Here is a 19,154-nt window from a genome sequence, read left to right on the forward strand (position 1 = left end):
CTACGGTCCGCGACCGTCGACCCACCAAAGGGTTTCGCCCGGCGCAGCGACGGGCGCGCTCCCGCCGACCGGACGCCGAGACCCGGTGGCTGCGCCGCCTGCTCCCGATCGCCAGGACGGGCCCCGCCGCACCGGGACGATCAGGCCTGTGCCGAGGGGCGGCCGGACCGGGCAGTCACCGTTCCTGCCCTGGCGCTCGCCGGTGGGGATGACCACCCTCCGCGGTGGATGAGCGGTCTCACTCCGCGGAGAGCGCGCCGCTGCCGTCGCGCTGCCGCTGGCGGTGTTTGCGCATGGACACCTGGGAGCCGCAGCCGGTACTGCAGTACAGCCCGCCCCCGTTGCGGGTGCGGTCGAAGAAGCCGAAATGGCACGGGGGGTTCCGGCACGCCTTGATGCGCCCCCAGTCGCCGGTCTGCGCGAACGTCGTCACCGCAGCCAGCACGGTTCCGAACACGCGCGGCACCCCTGTCTGGGGCGAGGCCAGCTGCACGCCGCCGGCCGTGACCACCGTTGCCAGCGGGTAGAGCGAACCCACACGCCGCAGGTGCCGTTCGGCACGCAGCAGCGGCTCGCCCGGACTCTCCTCATCGCCCGAGTGCGCGAGCAGCACGGTCACCAGGGCGTCACGCAGCTCGCGCGCGACCGCGGCGTCGGCGTCGGTCACCACGGTTTCGCCGCCGAACTCCTCACGCTCCGCCAGCCATGACGCGAACGAGTCCCCGTCCCCGAACAGCTCCCGGCGACCCGATCCGTCCGCACGCGTGTTCACGAACGCGAGAACGGTCTCCACCGTCGGCGTGACGGTGCGTGGGCTGGGTTTGGGGGATCCGGCTGCCGCAGTGACCATCCTCCCACGGTACACCAATGCGAGCTGCGCTAATCCGACTAGTGGGCAACCTTCCGCGCGATCCATGTTGACTCGTTGCGAGCTAAGCGCTTACGGTCGCAACATGAATGGAACGCCCAAGCACCAGACCCGCCTCCGCACATGGCTGATCACCGGCGCGACGTCCGGCATCGGCCGCGAACTGACGCTCCAGGCACTGGAGAACGGCGAAACCGTCTCGGCCCTCGCCCGCGACACCTCCTCCCTGGACGACCTGGCGCAGACGCACGGTGAGCGCCTGCATCTCATCCAGACGGACGTACGTGACGAGCGAGCCGTCAAGGACGCAGTGGACGGCACGCTCGCCCGGTTCGGCCGCATCGACGTCGTGGCCAACAACGCGGGATACGGACTGTTCGGAGCCGTCGAGGAGGCCTCCGACACACAGGTCCGCGCCGTGTTCGACACCAATGTCTTCGGAGTGCTCAACGTGCTCCGCGCAACGCTGCCGGTCCTCCGCGCCCAGCGCTCCGGGCACGTCCTCCAGGGCTCATCGGTCTACGGGCAGTCCGCCCACCCCGGCGTGGGCCTACTGGCCGCCACCAAGTACGCGATCGAGGGCCTGTCCGACGCGCTCGCGGCCGAGGTCGCGCCGCTCGGCATCAAGGTCACGATCATCCAGCCCGGGATGACCGCGACCCCCTTCCTCGCCAACCTCGATGTCGCAGCCGGCCTGGGCGACTACGACCAGACCGTCCGCGAGGTCCAGAAGGGCATCGGAGAGCTGCCGGCCTCCGCGTTCTCCGCCCCGGCGCGGATCGCCGCAGGCATCAGGACCGCGGTCGACAGCCCCAACCCCCCGCTGCGCCTGGCCCTCGGCACCTCCAGTGCGACGGGCATGCGCCCCGCTCTGGAGGCACGGATCGCAGACCTGGACGGCTGGCAGCGTGTGACCGACGCCGTCGACAGGGAATGAGCCGCGAATCCCTCGGGGGACGCGGTCATGGCGGAGCCGGCCCGGCCCTCCTCACCGCCCGGCCATGACCGGTGGGTCCGGGTCGAAGCCACGGCAGATCGCTTCGCCCCGGACCCCCGCCCGCCACTGCCCGGCGCCCCCGGCGGGCGCCGGCCACGGCCCGTCCGCCTCATCCGCGGCCCGCGATCGTCCCGGCCGTTCCGGCGGGTCGGGCCGCCGTGCCCGAGGCGGCAACGAGGACAGGCTGACCGGATCCGGTGTGGCCCGGCCACCGACACCGGCCCGGTCGGAGGAGACCGCCGGCGTCCTCCCGTGTCCTCGGCAGGGGCCACGCGGGCCGCGAGGCTCGTGGGCGGCTCCCCGCGATCGTCCCGCGTGAACCGACGCGCGCGGAATCAAGGAAGCGCCGGGCCGTCTGCGCCCGGCTGCGGCACCGCGCTGCGCCGTGGCGGGTATCCGGCGCGGGCCCGCTCGGTGTCCCGTGACCGGTCGGCGCAGGCCTTCGCGTGGGCCCGTCGGCTGCGCGCGCCGGGGCGGTGTGCCGGGCCTGTCGGGAGAATCGACGCGGGAGCTTTCAGACCCTGCCCTCCTGGACCCGGAGGCCGCTGATCCTGCCCGCCTCGGCGGGCGTCGATTCGCGGCCGAGGCCGACCCGGTATGCCGTGACGACCCGCGTGACGGATCGTTCGTCCGCCTGGTCGATCCGGCCACGCCTCCCTACGGCCCGGACAAACCGCACTTGAAGGCCCGAGGCTGGTTGGTCGGAGGACGGAAATCAACGGCCGCTCGGCGGCGTGCGTCAGGTCCGGAGGTCCAGAACCATGGTGTCCGAATTGCCGCTACGCCCGACCCTGGTGAAGCCGAGGGCGGTGTAGAGGTGCACCGCGGGGTTGCCGTCCTCGACGCTCAGGCTGAGCCGGGCGACCGGGACCGGTCCCTCGGCGGCGGTCCGGATCAGCGCCTCCATCAGAGCCCGGCCGTGCCCACGGCCGCGGTGTTCGGGCAACAGGCCCAGGGTCAGCTCGGGAACGTCCGCGGCGACGAAGCCGTATCCGGGTTCACTCCCGGGAAGGTGCCGCGCCCACGCCGCACCGATCGGTTCGCCGGCGTCGGTCTCCGCGACGACCCCGAAGTCGTCCCTGCGGGGCCAGCCGACGAGGTAGCCCGCGGCGTGCGGCTCAGCGGCGAGCTGCTCGGCGGTGAACCGTTGCCCGCCGTTCCAGTTGTACGCCTCGAGCAGGATGCGCCGGAGGAAGTCGGCGTCGTCGGCGACGGCGGGGCGGACAGGCATCAACGTCCTTCGGATCGGGAGCGGTTCGGGCCGGCCGACGATAGGTCGCCATCCGCAGATCGGCAAGGCGTTTGTCACGGGACGTCTGCAGCACCGGTCGGTCCCTGCAGAGCTACGGGAACCTTCGGGGGCCGACGCCTCGACCAGCGGCCGCCCGCCAGGGCCGGCGTTCAGGGTGACGTTGCGTTCCTCGTCGGGGTTGTCGGACGGGTCCGCGGGCTGGGCTGCGCCGTAGGGTGCCGGGGACACCGTGGGTGGGGACCGCGGCGGTGGGCGGGGGTGCGCCGCCGGAGGGGTTTCCGGTGCCGGCGGCGGTCCGGGACTGCGTTCGGCCGGAGGAGGGGAGCGCGGTGTTGCCGCGGCCGTCGATCCTGGCTCTGGAGATCAGCGCAACTGCGGCCGCCACGGTGTCTGCCACGAGGACGGCCGCCGCCGCGGTGACCGTGCCGTGGTGCGGACGGGATTCTTGCAAGCCGCCTTCCGTGCGCCGGATGCGGGTCTGGGAACGGCGGTGCGGGCTGGGCATCAACGGGGCAATCGGCGCCGACATCCGCACGCTCCAGGGGCCCGCCATCCTCACCCGACGTGGGTGGCTCGATCACCGGCGCCCGTCGGGGTGGTCCGGCGCCAGCGCGACTGGCTGTGAGGATCGGACCGGATACTGCAGCGGGAGATGCGACACTGCTTGGAGGTTCTCGCGGGCGGCATCGGTGAAGGCGTTCACTGCGTCCCGCAGCCCCCGGCATGCGTGCTTGACGTCGATCCCCGGAGTCCCGAACGGGATGTCCTCGTCGCCAAGATCTGCCCTCCCCAGAGTCAGCAGCCGATTGAGGACGACCGCCCGGACGTTGATCTGCTCGACCAAGGGGACCAGGGCTTCGGGAACGTCGAGGCGAGCCAGAGCGAGCGCCTCGAAGGTCGCGAGGGCGCGTGCCGACGGCGGGGCCGGGTACGAGGCCACCGGCGCCAGGTGTTCCTGCCATGCCTCGCGCCGGAACGCCGTCGCCTCGGCGATGAGCCTTGCGTACGCGGCCCGGCGTGCAGAATGGCGCGTCTGATCGAGCGCGGCCCAGTAGGACGTCTGGGCCTGGGCAAGGGCGGCCTTGGTCTGCCAGCGGGCGGCCAGCAGAGCGGCGGGGATACCGGCGAGTGCGGCAATCGAGGCCATTCCGGAGAGGTCCATGCGGCGGAGCGTAGGTGACCTGCGCCACGACCGACAGGGCGCACAGGTGGGTTCGGGAGCCCGTGGTGCAGCGCACTCAGGCGGATCTTGGCAGGAGACCCGCCGCGTGAGCGGCCGAGTGCCTCACCTCCCGCGCCACCTCCGCCGGCCGGTCGATCAGTTCCGCCCGGAGCCGAGCTGCTTTGACCACCTGCGCGGAGCCTCTTTTGGGGACGGGCGGTGGAACGAGCCGGGCCCCGGCCGCGTGCTGGTGCACGCGCACGGATGTCGAGTCGACCGCAACGTCCCAGTCGATCTCGCCGGCAGCAGCGGCTCCAGCCGCTCCCACTGGGCGTCCGTCAGATCAGTCCTCCTTCCCACGGTCGAGCGCGAGCGTTCGTTTTACTGAACGCCATGTTCGTCATCTCCACTCGTTCGGTATAGTGAACATATGGTTCATTCAAGCGCGACGCTTCAGGGAGCCGTCCAGGTCGCCACCTACCTGGACGACACGTATCTGGATCAGGCCGACACACGGGTGATCGCCGTAGGTGAGCGGGACGGTGCGCCGTGGGCCGCCGTCGAGCACTGCCTGTTCCACCCGCAGGGAGGCGGCCAGCCCGCCGACCCGGGCTGGCTGGACGACGGGGAGGTCGTACCGGTCCGGGACCGGGAGTCGGGGCTGGTCGTGCTGCTGGCGCCCGAGGGCGGCCGGCTGCCGCTCCTCGCCGTGGGCCAGGAGGTGCGGGCGCGGATCGATGTGCAGGCCCGGATGACGCACGCCGCGCTGCACACGGCCGGGCACCTGGTCGAGGCGGCCGGACGCGTTCAGGGGTGGGAGATGCTCAGCAGCAACCACTTCCCCGGTCAGGCCCGCATCGAGTTCCAGGCGCCGCAGACCGATGCCCGGCTGGCCGACCCGGAGGGGCGGGAGGAAGCCACCGCCGCTCTGCGGGACGCGGTGGCCGCCGCGATCGCCGACGATCTGCCCGTCCTCGCGCGGTACGAGGGCGAGGGGCGCCGCGTGGTCCACCTGGGCACCCTGCACTGCGCGCCGTGCGGGGGCACCCATGTGCGCAGCCTCGGCGACCTGGCCGAGGTGGCCCTGCCGACGCTGAAGGTGAAGAAGGGCCGTATCCGCGTGTCCTACTCCGCCACCCACCGGAGCCACTGATGGCCGCGCAGTCCGGCTCCGGCCGGCAGCCGGTGAGCAGTACCGCGGCCGCGGTCGGCGCGAAGATCCGTCTGCGCCGCCAGCAACGCGGCATGAGCGCCGCGGAGATGGCCCGGCGCGCCGGGCTGAGCAAGGCCACGCTGTCGCAACTGGAGGCGGGCAAGGGCAATCCGACGATCGACACCCTGGACGCGATCGCAATCGCGCTGCGCATTCCGATCGCGGACCTGCTGGCGCGCGACGCCGACACCGGGCCCGTCTACCGGCCGGGCACGCCCGCGGAACCGGGCGAGGTCGCCCGGGAACTACTGCGCCGCATCAGCAGCGGCAACAGCCTGGAGATCTGGCGGCTGCGCATCCCGCCCGAGACGGAGCTGACCGGCGTCCCCCACGCCACCGGCACGATCGAGCACCTGCTCATCGCCACCGGGCACGTGACCGCCGGGCCGGTCGATGCCCCGCAGGACCTGGGCCCCGGCGACATGCTCGCCTTCGCCGGCGACGCCCCGCACTTCTACCGCACCGGCGCCGAGGCGGTGGACATCACCGTCGTCTTCGCCTCTCCCATCAGCACCTGAGCAGCCTCGGCCGGGTGAGTGCGGAAGTGGAGCTTCCCGCACAGCCCGGGTGCCAGGCCGCTGGGGGCTGGTCCCTACCGCTTCCGGCGTCACCTGGAGCGGATAGCCTCCGGCGGAATGGACGACCGACGGGAGTGGGCGTGGAGATCGAGGACACGCCGGACCGGCTGGGTGCGGTGATCGGGCCGCCGCCAGAGGGCGGTGTGGTGCCGGTTCCGTGGGAGCTCGGGCCGGAGGTGATGGGTTTCCAACTGCCTGCGGACTACCGGGCGTTCGCCGACCGGTACGGGTCGGTCAGCATCAGGGGGAGCTGCACGTCTTCACGCCGTCGGCAGCACCCACCACCACGATCGGCCGGCCCCTCGGCTTCGAGGGGTTCCTGTACGACACGACGGAGCCCTACGGGTACTGCGGCATGCTGGCCCAGGCATACGCGGAGGGCGACTCGGACCGGGTGGGACTGTTCCTCGGGAACGGCTGCCGCGCCGGTGAGTCGCTGACATACTCGGCCCATGCCTGCAGAGGTGGAGCCTGAGCGGACATCGGAGCAGCAGTCGGCCTGGGGGTCGTGCCGCGCGCTGCCGGTCGCGACACGCGGGGTCACGCTCTTCCCGTCCGCGCTGTGACCGGCCGGCCGGCACCCGTGGTGCTGCCCCCGGCGCTGCGCGGGGGGCTCGGGCTGATGGCGGCCCTCGCCGCGTTGCTGGTCGCCCTGCTGGGGATCCGGTATGCCGACGCGGGTGGGCCCGGCGCGGTGGACGTGCGGGTCCGGGCGGTGGTGGACGGTGTGGGGCCGTCGTGGCGGTACGTCGCGTTGGCCCTGGACTCCTCGGGAGAGCCGGTGGGAGCCGCGACGCTGGTCGTGGCCGTGATGACGGGCTGTCTGCTGCGTCGGCGCCTGCGCGCAGCGGTGTTCGTCGTTGCCGGTGTCGGCATCGCCGTGGGGACGACGACGCTGCTCAAGCACCTGGTGGGACGCACCATCCACGGTGGGCACCTGTCCTACCCGAGCGGGCACACCGCCTTCGCCACCGCGCTCGCCCTCGCGGTGGCGATGCTCGCGACCCGCCGCCGGGGCCGGGACGGGCTCGACCCCGGCAGGACGGCCGGCACCGTGCTCGTGCTCGCCGCGGCGCTGGCCGCCGGGGCCGCCATGGGCTGGGCGCAGGTCGTCCTGGACGCGCACTACCCGACCGACGTCCTCGGCGGCTGCTGCACCGCGCTGGCGGCGGTGCCGGCGACCGCGTGGCTGGTCGACCGGGCGGCCGACGTCGGCCGGCGGGAGCACCGCTGACGTCATGCCGCGTGATGTCACGCCACGTGAACACCACACGACATCACGCGACATGACGTCACACCAGGCGGCGGAACACCGGCTTCACCGGCCGCCCGGCGAGCCAGGGGGTGGGATCGGCGGCGTCCAGCGCCTTCCGGTACACGGCACATGCCCGGGCCACCACGTCGACGGTGTGGTCGATGTCGGCGTCGCCGAGCGCGCTGCTCACCACGAACGACGGGGCCAGCACTCCGCCTGCGAGGAGCTGGCGCAGGAACAGGGTGCGGTACTGCTGCGACGGCTGCCGGTCCTCGTCGAGGGTCGCGAAGACCAGGTTGCTCTCCCGGCCGCGGAGGACGAGGTGGTCGCCGACGCCCGCGCAGGCGGCGGCCTCGCGGACACCGGCGGCCAACCGCTCGCCGAGGGCGTGCAGCCGGGCGGTGATGCCCTCCTCGACGTAGGTGGTCTGCACGGCCATCGCGGCGGCCAGCGAGTGCGTCTCCGCACCGTGCGTGGTGGACAGCAGGAACACCCGGTCGCCGGAGTGGCGCAGCCCGCCGTGCTCCATCAGGTCCCGGCGCCCCGCCAGCGCGGAGACGGCGAACCCGTTGCCCAGCGCCTTGCCGAACGTCGAGAGGTCGGGGACGACGCCGTACAGGCCCTGGGCGCCCGCCTCGGACCAGCGGAAGCCGGTGATCATCTCGTCGAAGACCAGTACGCAGCCGTGCCGGTCGGCCAGCTCGCGCAGGCCGGCGAGGTACCCCGGCGGCGGTTCGGTGTGGCCGGCGGGTTCGAGGATCAGGCAGGCGACCTCGTCCCGGTACCGGGTGAGCACTTCCTCCGTGGCGGCCAGGTCCGCGTAGGGGAACGCCACGGTGAGCTCGGCGGTCGCGGCGGGGATGCCGGCGGACATCGGCGTGGTGCCGATGAACCAGTCGTCGACGGAGAAGAACGGGTGGTCGCCGCAGACGGCGACCCGCGTCCGTCCGGTGACGGCACGGGCCAGTCGTACGGCGGCGGTGGTGGCGTCGGAGCCGTTCTTCGCGAACTTCACCATCTCGGCGGTCGGTACCGTGGCCAGGAAGCGTTCCGCGGCCTCGACCTCCACGACGGACGGCCGGACGAAGTTGCTGCCGCGGTCGAGTTCCCGCCGCGCTGCCTCGACCACCCGGGGGTGGGCGTGGCCGAGGCTGACCGACCGCAGGCCGGAGCCGTACTCGACGTAGCGGTTGCCGTCGAGGTCCCACACGTGGGCGCCGCTGCCGTGGCTGATGACCGGGGCCAGGTGCTCGGGGTACTGGTCGTCGCCCTTGGCGTAGGTGTGGGCGCCCCCGGGGACGAGTGCGTGCAGCCTCTCGTTCGCCTTCCGCGACCGGGGCAGGCTGAACCCGTCGGCGTCCTGCGGGCCTTCGGAGCCTCGGGCGTGCCAAGCGTCTCGGACGTCTCGGATGTCCCGGGTGTTCACGCCGGCCGCCCCTCGTACCGCAGGACCTCGGCGAGGCTCGGCGCCTTCCGGTCCCGCTCGGACACCGACACGGCCGGCAGCGGCCAGGGGACGGCGAGTTCCGGGTCGTCGAAGGCGATCGTCACGTCCTCGGCCGGATCGTGCGGGCGGTCGATCCGGTACGAGACGTCGGCGGTGTCGGTCAGCGCCTGGAAGCCGTGGGCGCACCCCGCCGGGACGTACACGCTCACCTGCGTCTCGCCGCTCAGCTCGAAGAAGGCCCGGCTGCGGTAGGTCGGCGAGTCCGGCCGAAGGTCCACGACGACGTCGAAGACCTTCCCGTACGAGCAGCGCACCAGCTTGGCCTCGCCGGCGCCGGAGCGCAGGTGCAGGCCGCGCAGCACGCCGCGGACCGAGCGGGACACGCTGTGCTGGACGAAGGCGTTCGGGTCGAGGCCGACGGAGCGGACGACCTCGGCGTCGAACGTGCGGCAGAAGAAGCCGCGTTCGTCGGCGTACGGCGTCGGTTCGAACAGGTATGCGCCGGCGATCGCCGGGACTTCGGTCGCCTTCATGGAGCCTCCCGTGGGGCGTGGTCGGGGTCGTGGTCGTGGGTGCGGTCGTGTGCGTGGGCACGGTTCCGGTCATGGGCGTCGGAACGGGCGCGGGTGCGGCCGACCGCCGGGAAGACGGCCGCCGTCAAGGCCCTGAACTGCTGGTCGAGCTCCCGGCGGGCGGCCAGGTTCCGCTCGGCGATGGTCCGCCGGAGCTCCGGCGACCGCTTCTCCAGCACCCGGAACTGCTCGAGCAGACGGTCGGCGTCGACCTCCCGGGCCGGGTGGCAGAACTCGCCCAGCCCCATCCGGGCCATCAGCGCCTCGCTCTTCGCCGCGTAGCTCAGGGCGAGCGTCGGTGTGCCGACCTTCAGCGCGCAGATCAGGTTGTGGTACCGGGTCGCCACCACGGTGTCGGCGGCTGCCGTCTCCCTCATCAGGTCGGCCAGTGAGGCCGGCGAGGCGGCGGTGACCAGCGGCGAGTCCACCGCGTCGAGGATCGCGGCGACCACCGGCCGGTCGACGTCGTCGCCCATGAGCAGCCGGACCGGTCTGCCGTCCTTGACCAGCGCGCGGACGAAGCGGGTCGTCCCGTCGAGGTAGCGCCGGTGGATCTCCTCCGCCCGGGCGCGGTCGTCGTTCCCGCCGTGGAAGGCCATGACGCCGACGCAGACCGGTCCCGGTGGACCGTCGTGCGCGCCCGGCGGCGGCGTCGGCAGGGAGAAGGCGAGGTCCGGGTAGACCTCGTCCCGCCCGGTGTCCACGCCCATCGCCCGCATCGCCTCGCGGGACGGCGCGTCCCGGTACGACCGGTAGGCGGCCAGCCGCGCCGACCAGCGCACCAGGGCCCGGGTGGGCCGGCTGCCGATCGCGGCGGCGCCGACGCTGACCAGCGCCACCCGGGTGCCGAACAGCCGGCCGGCCGCGCAGAGCAGGAACAGCGCGTACGGGAAGCCCCACGGCCGCAGCGGCAGCGTGGCCTCCAGGACGCCCATGCCCGGAACGATCACCACGTCGTGCCGGCGCACCCAGGCGCCGGTGCGGGCGGCGTCGACGAGCTTGCCCAGGCCCTTCGCCGCGATCGACCCCGCCCGCGACGCCGTCCGGTACTCGCCGCGGTACCAGTGCAGCCGGGTGGCGGCGATCCCGTACCGGCTCGTGACGGCCTCGGGGCCGCCGCACAGCGCGTCGACCACCGCCTCCGGGTGCTCGGCGCGGAGGTGGCCGAGCAGGGCTTCGAGCGAGCCGTCGTTGCCGAGGTTGCCGGAGCCGAGCAGGCCGAACACACCGACGCGCACCGGGGTTCCGTCCGTGGACGTCATGCCCGCCTCCCCTCGCGTCCGGCGACGAGGGCGTCCACGGAGACGGCGAACCGGTCCGGGTCGACCGGGACGCGGTCCTCGACCCGCTCGCCGGCGGCCGGCCGCGCCCGGCTGGCCGCCCAGGCGGCGAGGTGGCCGTAGCACGCGCGCCGGTCGGCCGGGGACAACGGCACCCGGCGGATCGTCGCGACGAAGCCCCAGACGTACTCGGCGAGCAGCCGGGGCGTCGGGTGCAGCGGGCCGGCCCGGCGCGGGTCCAGGTTGACGCACCGGGAGCGCTTGGAGGGGTTCGCCCGCTCGGCGCGGGTGGGGTGGTCGCGGCGGAAGTACAACAGCTCCGGCACCTGGTGGAAGCGCCCGCGCAGGCCGATCTCGGCGACGAACGTGCGGTCCGCGTGGTGGTAGCTGTCGAGCGGCTTGACCCGGCGCAGCACGTCGGCCCGGATCACCCCGTAGAAGTCGTCGCCGCCGGGTTCGAACAGCATGCTGCGGAAGCGCTCCGGCGCGTGCGGCGAACCGGTGGCGAGGCCGTACTCGTAGGGGACCTTCACCCGGCCGTCGGCGTCGACGACCGCCTGGTCGGAGTGCGCGAGGATCACGTCCGGCCGTTCGTCCAGCGCCTCCACGCAGCGCAGCAGCAGGTCCCGGGCGTACAGGTCGTCGTGCGAGGCCCACTTGAACAGCTCGCCGCGGCACTCGGTGAACACGTGGTTGTGGTTCGGCGAGGCGCCGATGTTCCGGGGCAGCCGGAGGTAGCGGATGCGCGAGTCCCGCGCGGCGTAGCGGCGGCAGATGTCCTGGGTCGCGTCGGTCGAGGCGTTGTCGGAGATGACCAGCTCGAAGTCCTCGTAGGTCTGGCCGAGCAGGGCGTCGAGCGACTCGGCGAGGTACTCCTCGCCGTTGTAGACGGGCAGCCCGATGCTCAACCGGGGTACGGCGGTCATGGGGTCCTCACTTCCGGGACTTCCGGGACTTCCGGGACGGGATTTCGGTGGTGCTCGCGCAGGGCGGCCCTCAGCTGCAGCCACCACACGGCCGAGCCGCAGGCGGTCGCGGTGGCGACGCCCCAGGCGGAGCCGGCCGTGCCGGCGAGGGCGGCTCCGCCGAGTCCGCCGCCGAGGTAGCAGGCGGAGGCGAACAGCTGGCAGCGCAGGCTGCGCCGGGCCGCGGCGAGCGCGCGCAGCCCGGCCGCCGCGCCGCTGCCCAGGCCGGCGCCGGCGACGCCGAGGGTGGCCGGCACGATGAGTTCTTTGGACGAGTGCCAGACGTCGCCGAGGACGAGCACGCCGATCCGGTCCGGCATCAGCAGCAGCGCGCCGCCCCACAGCAGGGCGGCGGCGGCCTGCCCGCCGCCCAGCCGGAGGCAGAACCCGCCGAGCCGGTGGGGTGCCTGCCTCAGAACCCGGGCCGCCTCCGCCACGGTGACCAGGGACAGCCCCATCAGGAGGGCGAGGAAGGGGCCGAGCAGGAGCTCGGCTCCCCGGACCGTCCCCACCGCACCGACCCCGGCGATCGCGCCGAGCCCGTACGCCCGGAGCTGGCCGGCGCCGCTGAGGCTGACGTTCTCGGCCAGGTACCGGCTGCCGAGGTCGCGCTGCTCGCGGAGCCACCCGCGGGCCGCGGTCACCCGGGGCCGGATGCCGGACTGGAGGAAGCCGTACCCGGCCGCCGTCGCGGCGGCGGCACCCCAGGCCAGCAGGAAGGCGGCCACGGTGTTCACCCGCGCCGCCACGACCATGGCCGGGACGAGCGCGACGCCCTGCACGAGGTCGTTGGTGAACGCCTTCCGCCCCGCGCCGGCGGCGAAGAACGCGAACCGCCGGGAGTCCTGGAGCAGCAGCGCCGGCAGCGCGGCGCCGAGGCAGACGAACGCGGGACCGATCCGACCGCCGAGACCGAGCCCGACGAGCAGGCACACGGCGCCGAGGGAGGAGCCGATGACGAGTGCGGTCCCCGACGACCGGGCCGCGGCCGCACGCCAGACGGTGTCCGGCACACCGCTGTACCGGACCATGAGCGGGTCCGTGGCCAGCCCGCGGGCGACGTTGAGCACCAGGCCGTAGGTCAGCCAGGCGAGGCTGAACACGCCGAACGCGGTCACCCCCAGCGAGCGGGCCACGAACGCGCCCACCATGAAGTTGGTCATGCTGGAGACCGCCTGGTCGGCCAGTCCCCAGGACAGCCGGCCGGCGACGCCCCGGCCGACGGCCCGTCGGGTCGCTCCGGGCGGGTCCGCCCGGGTCGTCGTCCTCTCGCTCTCGGTGGTCATCGGCGTCAGGCCTTGACCAGTCCGGCGCCGTGCAGGGCGTCGGCCGCGGCGGCGACGGCGTCGAACGGCAGCCCGGACCGCTCGGCGACGTCCAGCAGGCTGTGCTCGCCGTCGGAGAGGCTGAGCACCCAGAGCATGGCCAGCTGTGTCTGCTTGGCGTCGCTGCGGCCGCCGAGCGAGTCGTACAACCCGCGCCGGCCCAGCTGCGGTTCGCCGTACGGGCTGAGGTTGAGGTACCGCCGGTTGCGGTCGAGGACGGCGAACGCCTCGCGGCAGACCGCGAGGGTGTCCGCCATCGCCTCCGGGGAGACGAAGTCCGGATTGTCCGCCGAGGTGTGGTACTCGGGGTACCCGGCGTACGGGGTCCGGCTGAGCGAGCCGACGCCGAGGTCGAACCCGGGCGAGCAGTACTGCCGCTCGTCGTAGCCGTACGGCGTGAACTCGGTGACGTGGTGCGGCCGTTCGGATGCGCGCAGGACGTGCCGCAGCACCCGGTCGATCTCCGCGTCGCCGCGCCTGCTCTGCTTGTAGGTCAGCCGGCCCCGGTCGCCGGCGCAGGCCAGCACCAGCCCGTGCTTGACGCGTTCCACCCGCTCCGCGTTGCGGGCCAGCCAGGTGATCGCCCCGATGGTGCCGGGCGCGAAGACGAACCGGTAGGTGTAGTACGGCGTCCGCTCCGCCAGCTCCCGCGCCAGGAAGGTCGCCACCGCGACGCCCGCCAGGTTGTCGTTGGCCAGCGACGGGTGGCAGACGTGGCAGGAGACGATCACCTCGTCGGCGACCTGCCCGGGGACGACGTGCTCGGCGTAGGTGAGGTGGCCGTCCGCGAGCGTGGAGTCGATGCGCACCTCGTACTCGCCGTCGGGCAGCGCGTCCAGCGTCTCCTGGGCCAGGCAGAACCCCCAATCCGGCGTGTAGTAGCTGGTGCGGTACGGCACCCAGGACGGGTGGTCGGGCAGGGTGTGCAGGTGCCCGCGCAGCTCGGTCAGCGGCATGGTCGCCGCCACCGGGACGCTGTAGCCGAGCACGTGCAGGCTGGACGCGGCGAAGTCGACGACCCGGCGGCCGGCGGGGTCGGCGACGTACGCGTCCCGGATGTTCCACTCCTGCGGCACCGTCCAGTCGAGCACCCGCGTCCCGGTCGGCACCTCGTGCACCTGCAGCGGGACGTACTCGCCGACGATGTCCAGGGTGGCGCGCACGCCGTCGCCGGTGATGCTCCGGCAGATCGGGTACAACCGCTCCACCAGCGCGTGCATCCGCTCGCCCACCGTGGTCATCGGCGCCACCGCAGGGTGTTGTCCACGGCGCCGGCGTCGGACGCCGCGCGCAGCACGGCCAGCCGGGTGAAACGTCGTTCGAAGCCCTCCCGGGTCAGCCCGAACTGCCGGTACGCGTCGGCGAGTTCGAGTGCACCCCGCTTCACCGACCACTCGCAGTCGAAGCCGGGCAGCGCCGCGCGGAACCGCGAGAAGTCCACCCGGTAGGACCGCGGGTCGGCTCCGCTCTCCCCGGTGATCACCACCTTCGCGCCGGACACCGCCTCGGCGACCTGCTCGGCGATCTCGCCGACGGTGACGTTGTTGGTCTCGCTGCCGATGTTGAACGCCGTGTCGTGCACCGCCTCCCGCGGTGCGACCAGCGCGGCCGCGAAGGCCCGTGCGATGTCGGCGGCGTGCACCAGCGGGCGCCACGGGGTGCCGTCGGAGAGCACCAGCACCTCGCCGGACAGCAGCGCGTGGCCCACCAGGTTGTTCAGCACGATGTCGGCACGCAGCCGGGGCGAGTGTCCGAAGGCGGTGGCGTTGCGCAGGTACACCGGGCTGAAGTCGCCGTCGGCCAGCGCGTGCAGGTCGTCCTCCACCCGCACCTTGGACTCCGCGTACGGCGTCACCGGGCGCAGCGGGGCGTCCTCGGTGACCAGGCCGTCGCCGCCGGCGGCACCGTAGACCGAGCAGGTCGACGCGTACAGGAAGCGCCGCACTCCGGCGTCGCGGGCCAGCCGGGCCAGCCGCACGGAGGCGTGGTGGTTGATGTCGTAGGTGAGGTCCGGCGCCAGCGAGCCCAGCGGGTCGTTGGACAGCGCGGCCAGGTGGATCACGGCGTCCACCCCGGCCACGTGGTCGGCCGTGACGTCGCGCAGGTCCACCCGGTGCCCCGGCGGGTCCGCGGGCGCAGGGCCGAGGACGCAGTCCGCGAACAGGCCGGCGTCCAGCCCCACGACCTCGTGCCCGGCGGCCGCGAGGACCGGGGCCATCACGGTGCCGAGGTAGCCCTGGTGACCGGTCAGCAGTACGCGCAAGGTTCATCCCTCCAGATCGAGAACGAGTTTGGTGACGGCGAACGCCTCGGCGTAGCGCGCGTGGCATTCGATGCCGCGGATCCGGGCCAGCCCGAAGAAGGCCTCCGGGTCGTACCAGGGCCGGTGCCGTTGCGAGGGGTACTGCTCCTGCAACAGCCGCACCTTCTCCTCGGCGATCGCCGGGGACAGCGGCTGGTACGCCGTGGGACGGCCGAGGTCGCCGTCCCACTTGACGATCTCGTAGCCGAGCACGAGGTGGTCGCGGAACGCGGTGGTCACCAGCTGCGCCAGTCCGCGGTGGTCCTGGTGCGCGTCCTCGGTGCGCGGTGCGAGGACCAGGTCCGGCTCGGTCCGCCGGCGCAGCTCCTCGACCGAGGCCTTCGCCTCGTCCCAGTGCGCGGGCAGCCGGCCGTCCGGCAGCTTGAGCACGGTCAGGCGCAGGTCGGCGTCCGGACAGAAGGCGGCGAGCGCGTCCCGCTCCTCCAGCTCCCGCTCGCCGCCGCCACCGGAGAGCACCAGCGCGTCGACCCTGAGGCCCGGGCGCGCGAGGCACATCGTCAGCAGCGTGCCGCCGGCGCCGATGGCGATGTCGTCGCAGTGCGCCCCCAACGCGACGATCCGCTGCGGGCGCCCGGCGCCCAGCCGGATCACCCGGTCCTCGCCACGAGGCCGTCGTCGCTGCCGGCCGCGCCCGCGCCGTCCCGTTCCCAGACGGCCCACGGGCGGTCGCCCCGGGCGTAGGCGTCGTCGAGCGCGGCCCGTTCCTTCACGGTGTCGGTCGGCTTCCAGAAGCCGCGGTGCCGGTGCGCCACCAGCCGGCCGTGCTTGGCCAGTCCGGCGCACCCGTCGGCGACCAGGTCGCCGTCCTTGGGGATGTGGTCGAAGACCTCCTGGCGGAGCACGAAGTAGCCGCCGTTCTCCCACAGCGGCAGCTCGCTCACCGCGGTGATGCCCCCGACCATGCCGTCCTCGCCCAGGTCCACGCAGTGGAAGGAGGACTGCGGCGGCACCACCATCATCGACGCACCGGCGTCGCGCCGGGCGAACGCGTCGATCATCGCCGGCAGCGGGGCGTCGGTGAGCACGTCGGCGTAGTTGGCGAGGAACATCTCGTCGCCGTCCAGGTGGTGGCGCACCCGGCGCAGCCGCTCCCCGATCGGCGACTCGATGCCGGTCTGCGCGAACGTGATCGTCCAGGAGGCGATGTCGGTGGACAGCAGCTCGGTCCGTCCGCCCCGCAGCACGAAGTCGTTGGAGGTCGTCTCCTCGTAGTTGAGGAAGAAGTCCTTGATGTGGTGGGCCCCGTACCCGAGGCACAGGATGAACTCGGTGTGCCCGAAGTACGCGTAGTAGCGCATCACGTGCCAGATCAGCGGCCGCGGCCCGACCATCGCCATCGGCTTGGGCACGTCGTCGGAGGCTCCGCTGCGCATCCGCAGCCCGTAACCCCCGCAGAACAGGACGACCTTCACGGCTTGACCTCGACAATGCTGAGTTCCGGAACGGGGAAGACCAGCCGGCCGCCCCAGGCGTGCACGAAGGACAACTGCTCGACCAGCTCGTCCCGCAGGTTCCACGGGAGGACGAGGACGTAGTCCGGCCGGTCGGTGGCGATCTGCTCGGGCGGCAGGATCGGGATGCGGGTGCCCGGGGTGAACCTGCCGTGCTTGTAGGGGTTCCGGTCGACCGTGTACGGGAGCAGGTCGGGCCGGATGCCGCAGTGGTTGAGCAGGGTGTTGCCCTTGCCCGGGGCGCCGTAGCCGACGACCGTCTCGCCGCGCTCGGCCGCCTCGACGAGGAAGCGCAGGAGGTCCCGGCGCACCTTCGCCACCCGGGCGGAGAACTCGGTGTACCCGGACAGCTCCTGCAGCCCGGCGGCCTTCTCCCGGTCCAGCACCTCGGCCACCCGCCGGGTCGGCTCGCCGGCCGCCCCGGCGGGCCGGGCCCACAGCCGGATCGAGCCGCCGTGCGTGGGCAGCAGTTCGACGTCCACGAGCGCGAGTCCGCCGCTCTCCAGCGCCCGGGCCGCGGACGCGACCGTGTAGTACTGGAAGTGCTCGTGGTAGATCGTGTCGTACTGGTTCTCCTCGATCAGGGTCAGCAGGTGCTGCACCTCGATCGAGACCCAGCCGTCGTCGGCCACCAGGGCGCGCAGCCCCCGGGTGAATCCGACCACGTCGGGGATGTGCGCGTACACGTTGTTGGCGACGACCAGGTCCGCCGGGCCGTGCTCGGCGCGGACGGCCGCTCCGCTGGCCGGGTCCAGGAACTCCGTCAGCGTGGGGACGCCCGCCTCCCGCGCCGCGGCGCCGACGTTCACCGACGGTTCGATGCCGAGGCAGCGGATGCCCCGGTCCACCACGTGCCGCAGCAGGTAGCCGTCGTTGCTCGCGACCTCGACCACGAAGGACTCGGGGCCGAGACCCAGCCGCGGCACGGCCTCGGCGACGAAGGTGCGCGCGTGCTCCACCCAGGAGGTCGAGTACGAGGAGAAGTACGCGTACTGCGTGAAGGTCTCCTCCGGCGTGATCAGCGGAGGGATCTGCGCGAGCCAGCAGTCGGTGCAGACCCGCAGATGCAGCGGGTACGTCGGTTCCGGCCGGTCCAGTTCGTCCGCGGCGAGGAAGCTCTCGCACGGCGGGGTCGCCCCCAGGTCGACGACGCTCCCCAGCGCCGTCGAGCCGCAGAGTCGGCATCGTGTCATCTAGTGCCCCCATTCCCGCCCGCGCGGGGTGCCCCGCCGCGAGCCAGCGTTTCCGTTCCCTGCCGGCGGCGCGCCGTTCGCGCCGCCCGACCGCCCCGCGACGGCGGTGCGGTACTCCTCCTCCAGGCGCTCCAGCCCGACGGCCGGACTGAAGGCCTGGTCGTAGCGGTGCCGGGCCCTCTGGCCCATCTCCCGGTTGCCGGCCGGATCGGCCGTGATCCGGCGCAGGCAGGACGCGAGCGAGGCCGCGTCGCCGGGCCTGTGCAACAGCCCGGTCACCCCGTCCTGCACGAGCTCGACGAAGGCGCCGTGACCGGCGGCGACGGCCGGGACCCCGGCCGCCATCGCCTCCACGACCACCAGGCCGAACGCCTCCAGCCAGGTCGAGGGGGCCACCACGGCGACCGACCGGGCGACGGCCTCCCGGCACCGGGCCCGGTCGTACAGGCCGACGTACCGCACGTCGTCCCGGCCGGCCGCCCAGGCGGCCACCTCCCGCTCCAGCGGCCCCGTGCCGGCGACCACCAGCGGCACGCCCACCCCGCCGTCCGCGGCGAGCTCGTCCCACGCTGCCATCAGCAGCCGCACGCCCTTGGCCTCCGCGAGTCGGCCGAGGTAGAGCAGGTGCTCACCGGCGCCCGATCGGCAGGCACCCGGGTCGGGCACGAAGTTGTGCTTCACCGCCAGCCGTTCGGCCGGCAGGCCGGCCCGCGCCAGGAGGTCGCGCTGCGCCGCGGAGATGCAGAGGAACCGCTCCACGCCGGACCACCACCGCCGCCGGTTGACCGCCAGGCTGACCGCGAGCGGCACCGTCGCCAGCCGGGAGTTCCGGTAGCAGCCGTGCCGGACGGCAGGCAGCGGCGTGGCCCCGACGCACTCGGTGCACGGCCGGCCGTCCCGCTGCAGCGTGCCCGGCGGGCAGACCTGCGTGTAGTTGTGCAGCGTGGCGACGGCGGGCACACCGGTGTCGGCGCAGGCGGCCAGCACCGCGGGCGACAGCAGCGGGAAGACGTTGTGGACGTGCACCACGTCCGGCCGGTCGGCGCGGAGTCGGGCGGCGAGCTCCGCGCGGACCGCCGGGTTCCACGGCACCAGCAGCGGCACCGCCACCTTGCCCGGCAGGGACCGGGCGGCGATGTCGTCGCTGCGCCGTTCGAACACCTCGACCCGGTGGCCGGCCTCGCGCAGCAGCTCCACCTCCTGGTCGACGACCTTGTTCTCCCCGCTCGGCTGCGCCGAGGCGTAGCGGTTGTGCACCACGAGGACGTGCATG

18 protein-coding genes and 1 pseudogene are annotated in these 19,154 nt (G+C 73.4%); 4 read left to right on the forward strand and 15 right to left on the reverse strand.

Going from position 1 to position 19,154, the window contains the following annotated elements:
- Positions 1-238: 238 nt before the first annotated feature.
- A complete protein-coding gene (locus IE98_RS0109080; protein WP_030267065.1) occupies positions 239-850 on the reverse strand; it encodes a CGNR zinc finger domain-containing protein in 612 nt (203 codons plus the stop codon).
- Between the two features lie 103 nt (positions 851-953).
- On the opposite strand from IE98_RS0109080, the gene IE98_RS0109085 reads away from it, so the two are divergent.
- Positions 954-1,805: an SDR family NAD(P)-dependent oxidoreductase gene (locus IE98_RS0109085; protein WP_030267068.1), complete on the forward strand. Its 852-nt coding sequence runs from the start codon at positions 954-956 to the stop codon at positions 1,803-1,805.
- 799 nt (positions 1,806-2,604) lie between these two features.
- Here IE98_RS0109085 and IE98_RS0109090 read toward each other — a convergent pair.
- The 3 genes and pseudogenes from IE98_RS0109090 to IE98_RS52530 form a co-directional block, all read right to left on the reverse strand.
- Positions 2,605-3,096: a GNAT family N-acetyltransferase gene (locus IE98_RS0109090; protein WP_030267070.1), complete on the reverse strand. Its 492-nt coding sequence runs from the start codon at positions 3,094-3,096 to the stop codon at positions 2,605-2,607.
- 598 nt (positions 3,097-3,694) lie between these two features.
- Positions 3,695-4,279 (reverse strand): hypothetical protein, encoded by a 585-nt coding sequence (locus IE98_RS0109095; RefSeq protein WP_159400862.1) that lies wholly within the window; start codon positions 4,277-4,279, stop codon positions 3,695-3,697.
- Between the two features lie 53 nt (positions 4,280-4,332).
- Positions 4,333-4,586: pseudogene (locus IE98_RS52530) on the reverse strand (IS5/IS1182 family transposase); the annotation flags it as partial.
- A gap of 123 nt (positions 4,587-4,709) precedes the next feature.
- Between IE98_RS52530 and IE98_RS0109100 the strand changes: the two are divergent.
- The 3 genes from IE98_RS0109100 (at position 4,710) to IE98_RS0109110 (ending at position 7,304) form a co-directional block, all read left to right on the forward strand.
- Positions 4,710-5,432, forward strand: coding sequence for a metal-dependent hydrolase (locus tag IE98_RS0109100; protein WP_030267076.1), 723 nt, complete (start codon positions 4,710-4,712; stop codon positions 5,430-5,432).
- Entirely contained in the window at positions 5,432-6,010 is a 579-nt protein-coding gene (locus IE98_RS0109105; RefSeq protein WP_030267078.1) for a helix-turn-helix domain-containing protein, read from the forward strand. The genes IE98_RS0109100 and IE98_RS0109105 overlap by 1 nt, the downstream gene beginning before the upstream one ends.
- A gap of 622 nt (positions 6,011-6,632) precedes the next feature.
- On the forward strand, positions 6,633-7,304 hold the full coding sequence (locus tag IE98_RS0109110; protein WP_030267081.1) for a phosphatase PAP2 family protein: 672 nt from the start codon (positions 6,633-6,635) through the stop codon (positions 7,302-7,304).
- 58 nt (positions 7,305-7,362) lie between these two features.
- On the opposite strand, the gene IE98_RS0109115 is transcribed toward IE98_RS0109110, so the two are convergent.
- The 11 genes from IE98_RS0109115 to IE98_RS0109165 form a co-directional block, all read right to left on the reverse strand.
- Complete coding sequence (locus IE98_RS0109115; RefSeq protein ID WP_030267084.1) at positions 7,363-8,667, reverse strand: glutamate-1-semialdehyde 2,1-aminomutase; 1,305 nt, start codon at positions 8,665-8,667, stop codon at positions 7,363-7,365.
- 80 nt (positions 8,668-8,747) lie between these two features.
- Positions 8,748-9,305 (reverse strand): dTDP-4-dehydrorhamnose 3,5-epimerase, encoded by a 558-nt coding sequence (rfbC, locus tag IE98_RS0109120; RefSeq protein WP_030267086.1) that lies wholly within the window; start codon positions 9,303-9,305, stop codon positions 8,748-8,750.
- On the reverse strand, positions 9,302-10,606 hold the full coding sequence (locus tag IE98_RS0109125; RefSeq protein WP_078660871.1) for a polysaccharide pyruvyl transferase family protein: 1,305 nt from the start codon (positions 10,604-10,606) through the stop codon (positions 9,302-9,304). The genes rfbC and IE98_RS0109125 overlap by 4 nt, the downstream gene beginning before the upstream one ends.
- On the reverse strand, positions 10,603-11,550 hold the full coding sequence (locus tag IE98_RS0109130) for a glycosyltransferase family 2 protein (protein WP_030267094.1): 948 nt from the start codon (positions 11,548-11,550) through the stop codon (positions 10,603-10,605). The genes IE98_RS0109125 and IE98_RS0109130 overlap by 4 nt, the downstream gene beginning before the upstream one ends.
- On the reverse strand, positions 11,547-12,875 hold the full coding sequence (locus IE98_RS0109135) for a membrane protein (RefSeq protein ID WP_030267098.1): 1,329 nt from the start codon (positions 12,873-12,875) through the stop codon (positions 11,547-11,549). The genes IE98_RS0109130 and IE98_RS0109135 overlap by 4 nt, the downstream gene beginning before the upstream one ends.
- Before the next feature lie 5 nt (positions 12,876-12,880).
- On the reverse strand, positions 12,881-14,155 hold the full coding sequence (locus IE98_RS0109140; RefSeq protein ID WP_030267101.1) for a DUF4910 domain-containing protein: 1,275 nt from the start codon (positions 14,153-14,155) through the stop codon (positions 12,881-12,883).
- Positions 14,152-15,177, reverse strand: coding sequence for an NAD-dependent epimerase/dehydratase family protein (locus IE98_RS0109145; protein WP_030267103.1), 1,026 nt, complete (start codon positions 15,175-15,177; stop codon positions 14,152-14,154). The genes IE98_RS0109140 and IE98_RS0109145 overlap by 4 nt, the downstream gene beginning before the upstream one ends.
- Before the next feature lie 3 nt (positions 15,178-15,180).
- The gene (locus tag IE98_RS0109150) at positions 15,181-15,828 is read right to left on the reverse strand and encodes a PIG-L deacetylase family protein (protein ID WP_030267105.1); all 648 of its coding nucleotides are present in this window, start codon (positions 15,826-15,828) and stop codon (positions 15,181-15,183) included.
- On the reverse strand, positions 15,825-16,649 hold the full coding sequence (locus IE98_RS0109155) for a glucose-1-phosphate cytidylyltransferase (protein ID WP_030267108.1): 825 nt from the start codon (positions 16,647-16,649) through the stop codon (positions 15,825-15,827). Before IE98_RS0109155 ends, IE98_RS0109150 begins: the two co-directional genes overlap by 4 nt.
- Entirely contained in the window at positions 16,646-17,881 is a 1,236-nt protein-coding gene (locus IE98_RS0109160) for a class I SAM-dependent methyltransferase (RefSeq protein WP_030267111.1), read from the reverse strand. Before IE98_RS0109160 ends, IE98_RS0109155 begins: the two co-directional genes overlap by 4 nt.
- On the reverse strand, positions 17,882-19,153 hold the full coding sequence (locus tag IE98_RS0109165) for a glycosyltransferase (protein WP_030267113.1): 1,272 nt from the start codon (positions 19,151-19,153) through the stop codon (positions 17,882-17,884).
- Position 19,154 lies beyond the last annotated feature (1 nt).

The organism is Streptomyces sp. NRRL B-24484, assembly GCF_000717715.1.
In the GTDB taxonomy this organism is placed as follows: Bacteria; Actinomycetota; Actinomycetes; order Streptomycetales; family Streptomycetaceae; genus Kitasatospora.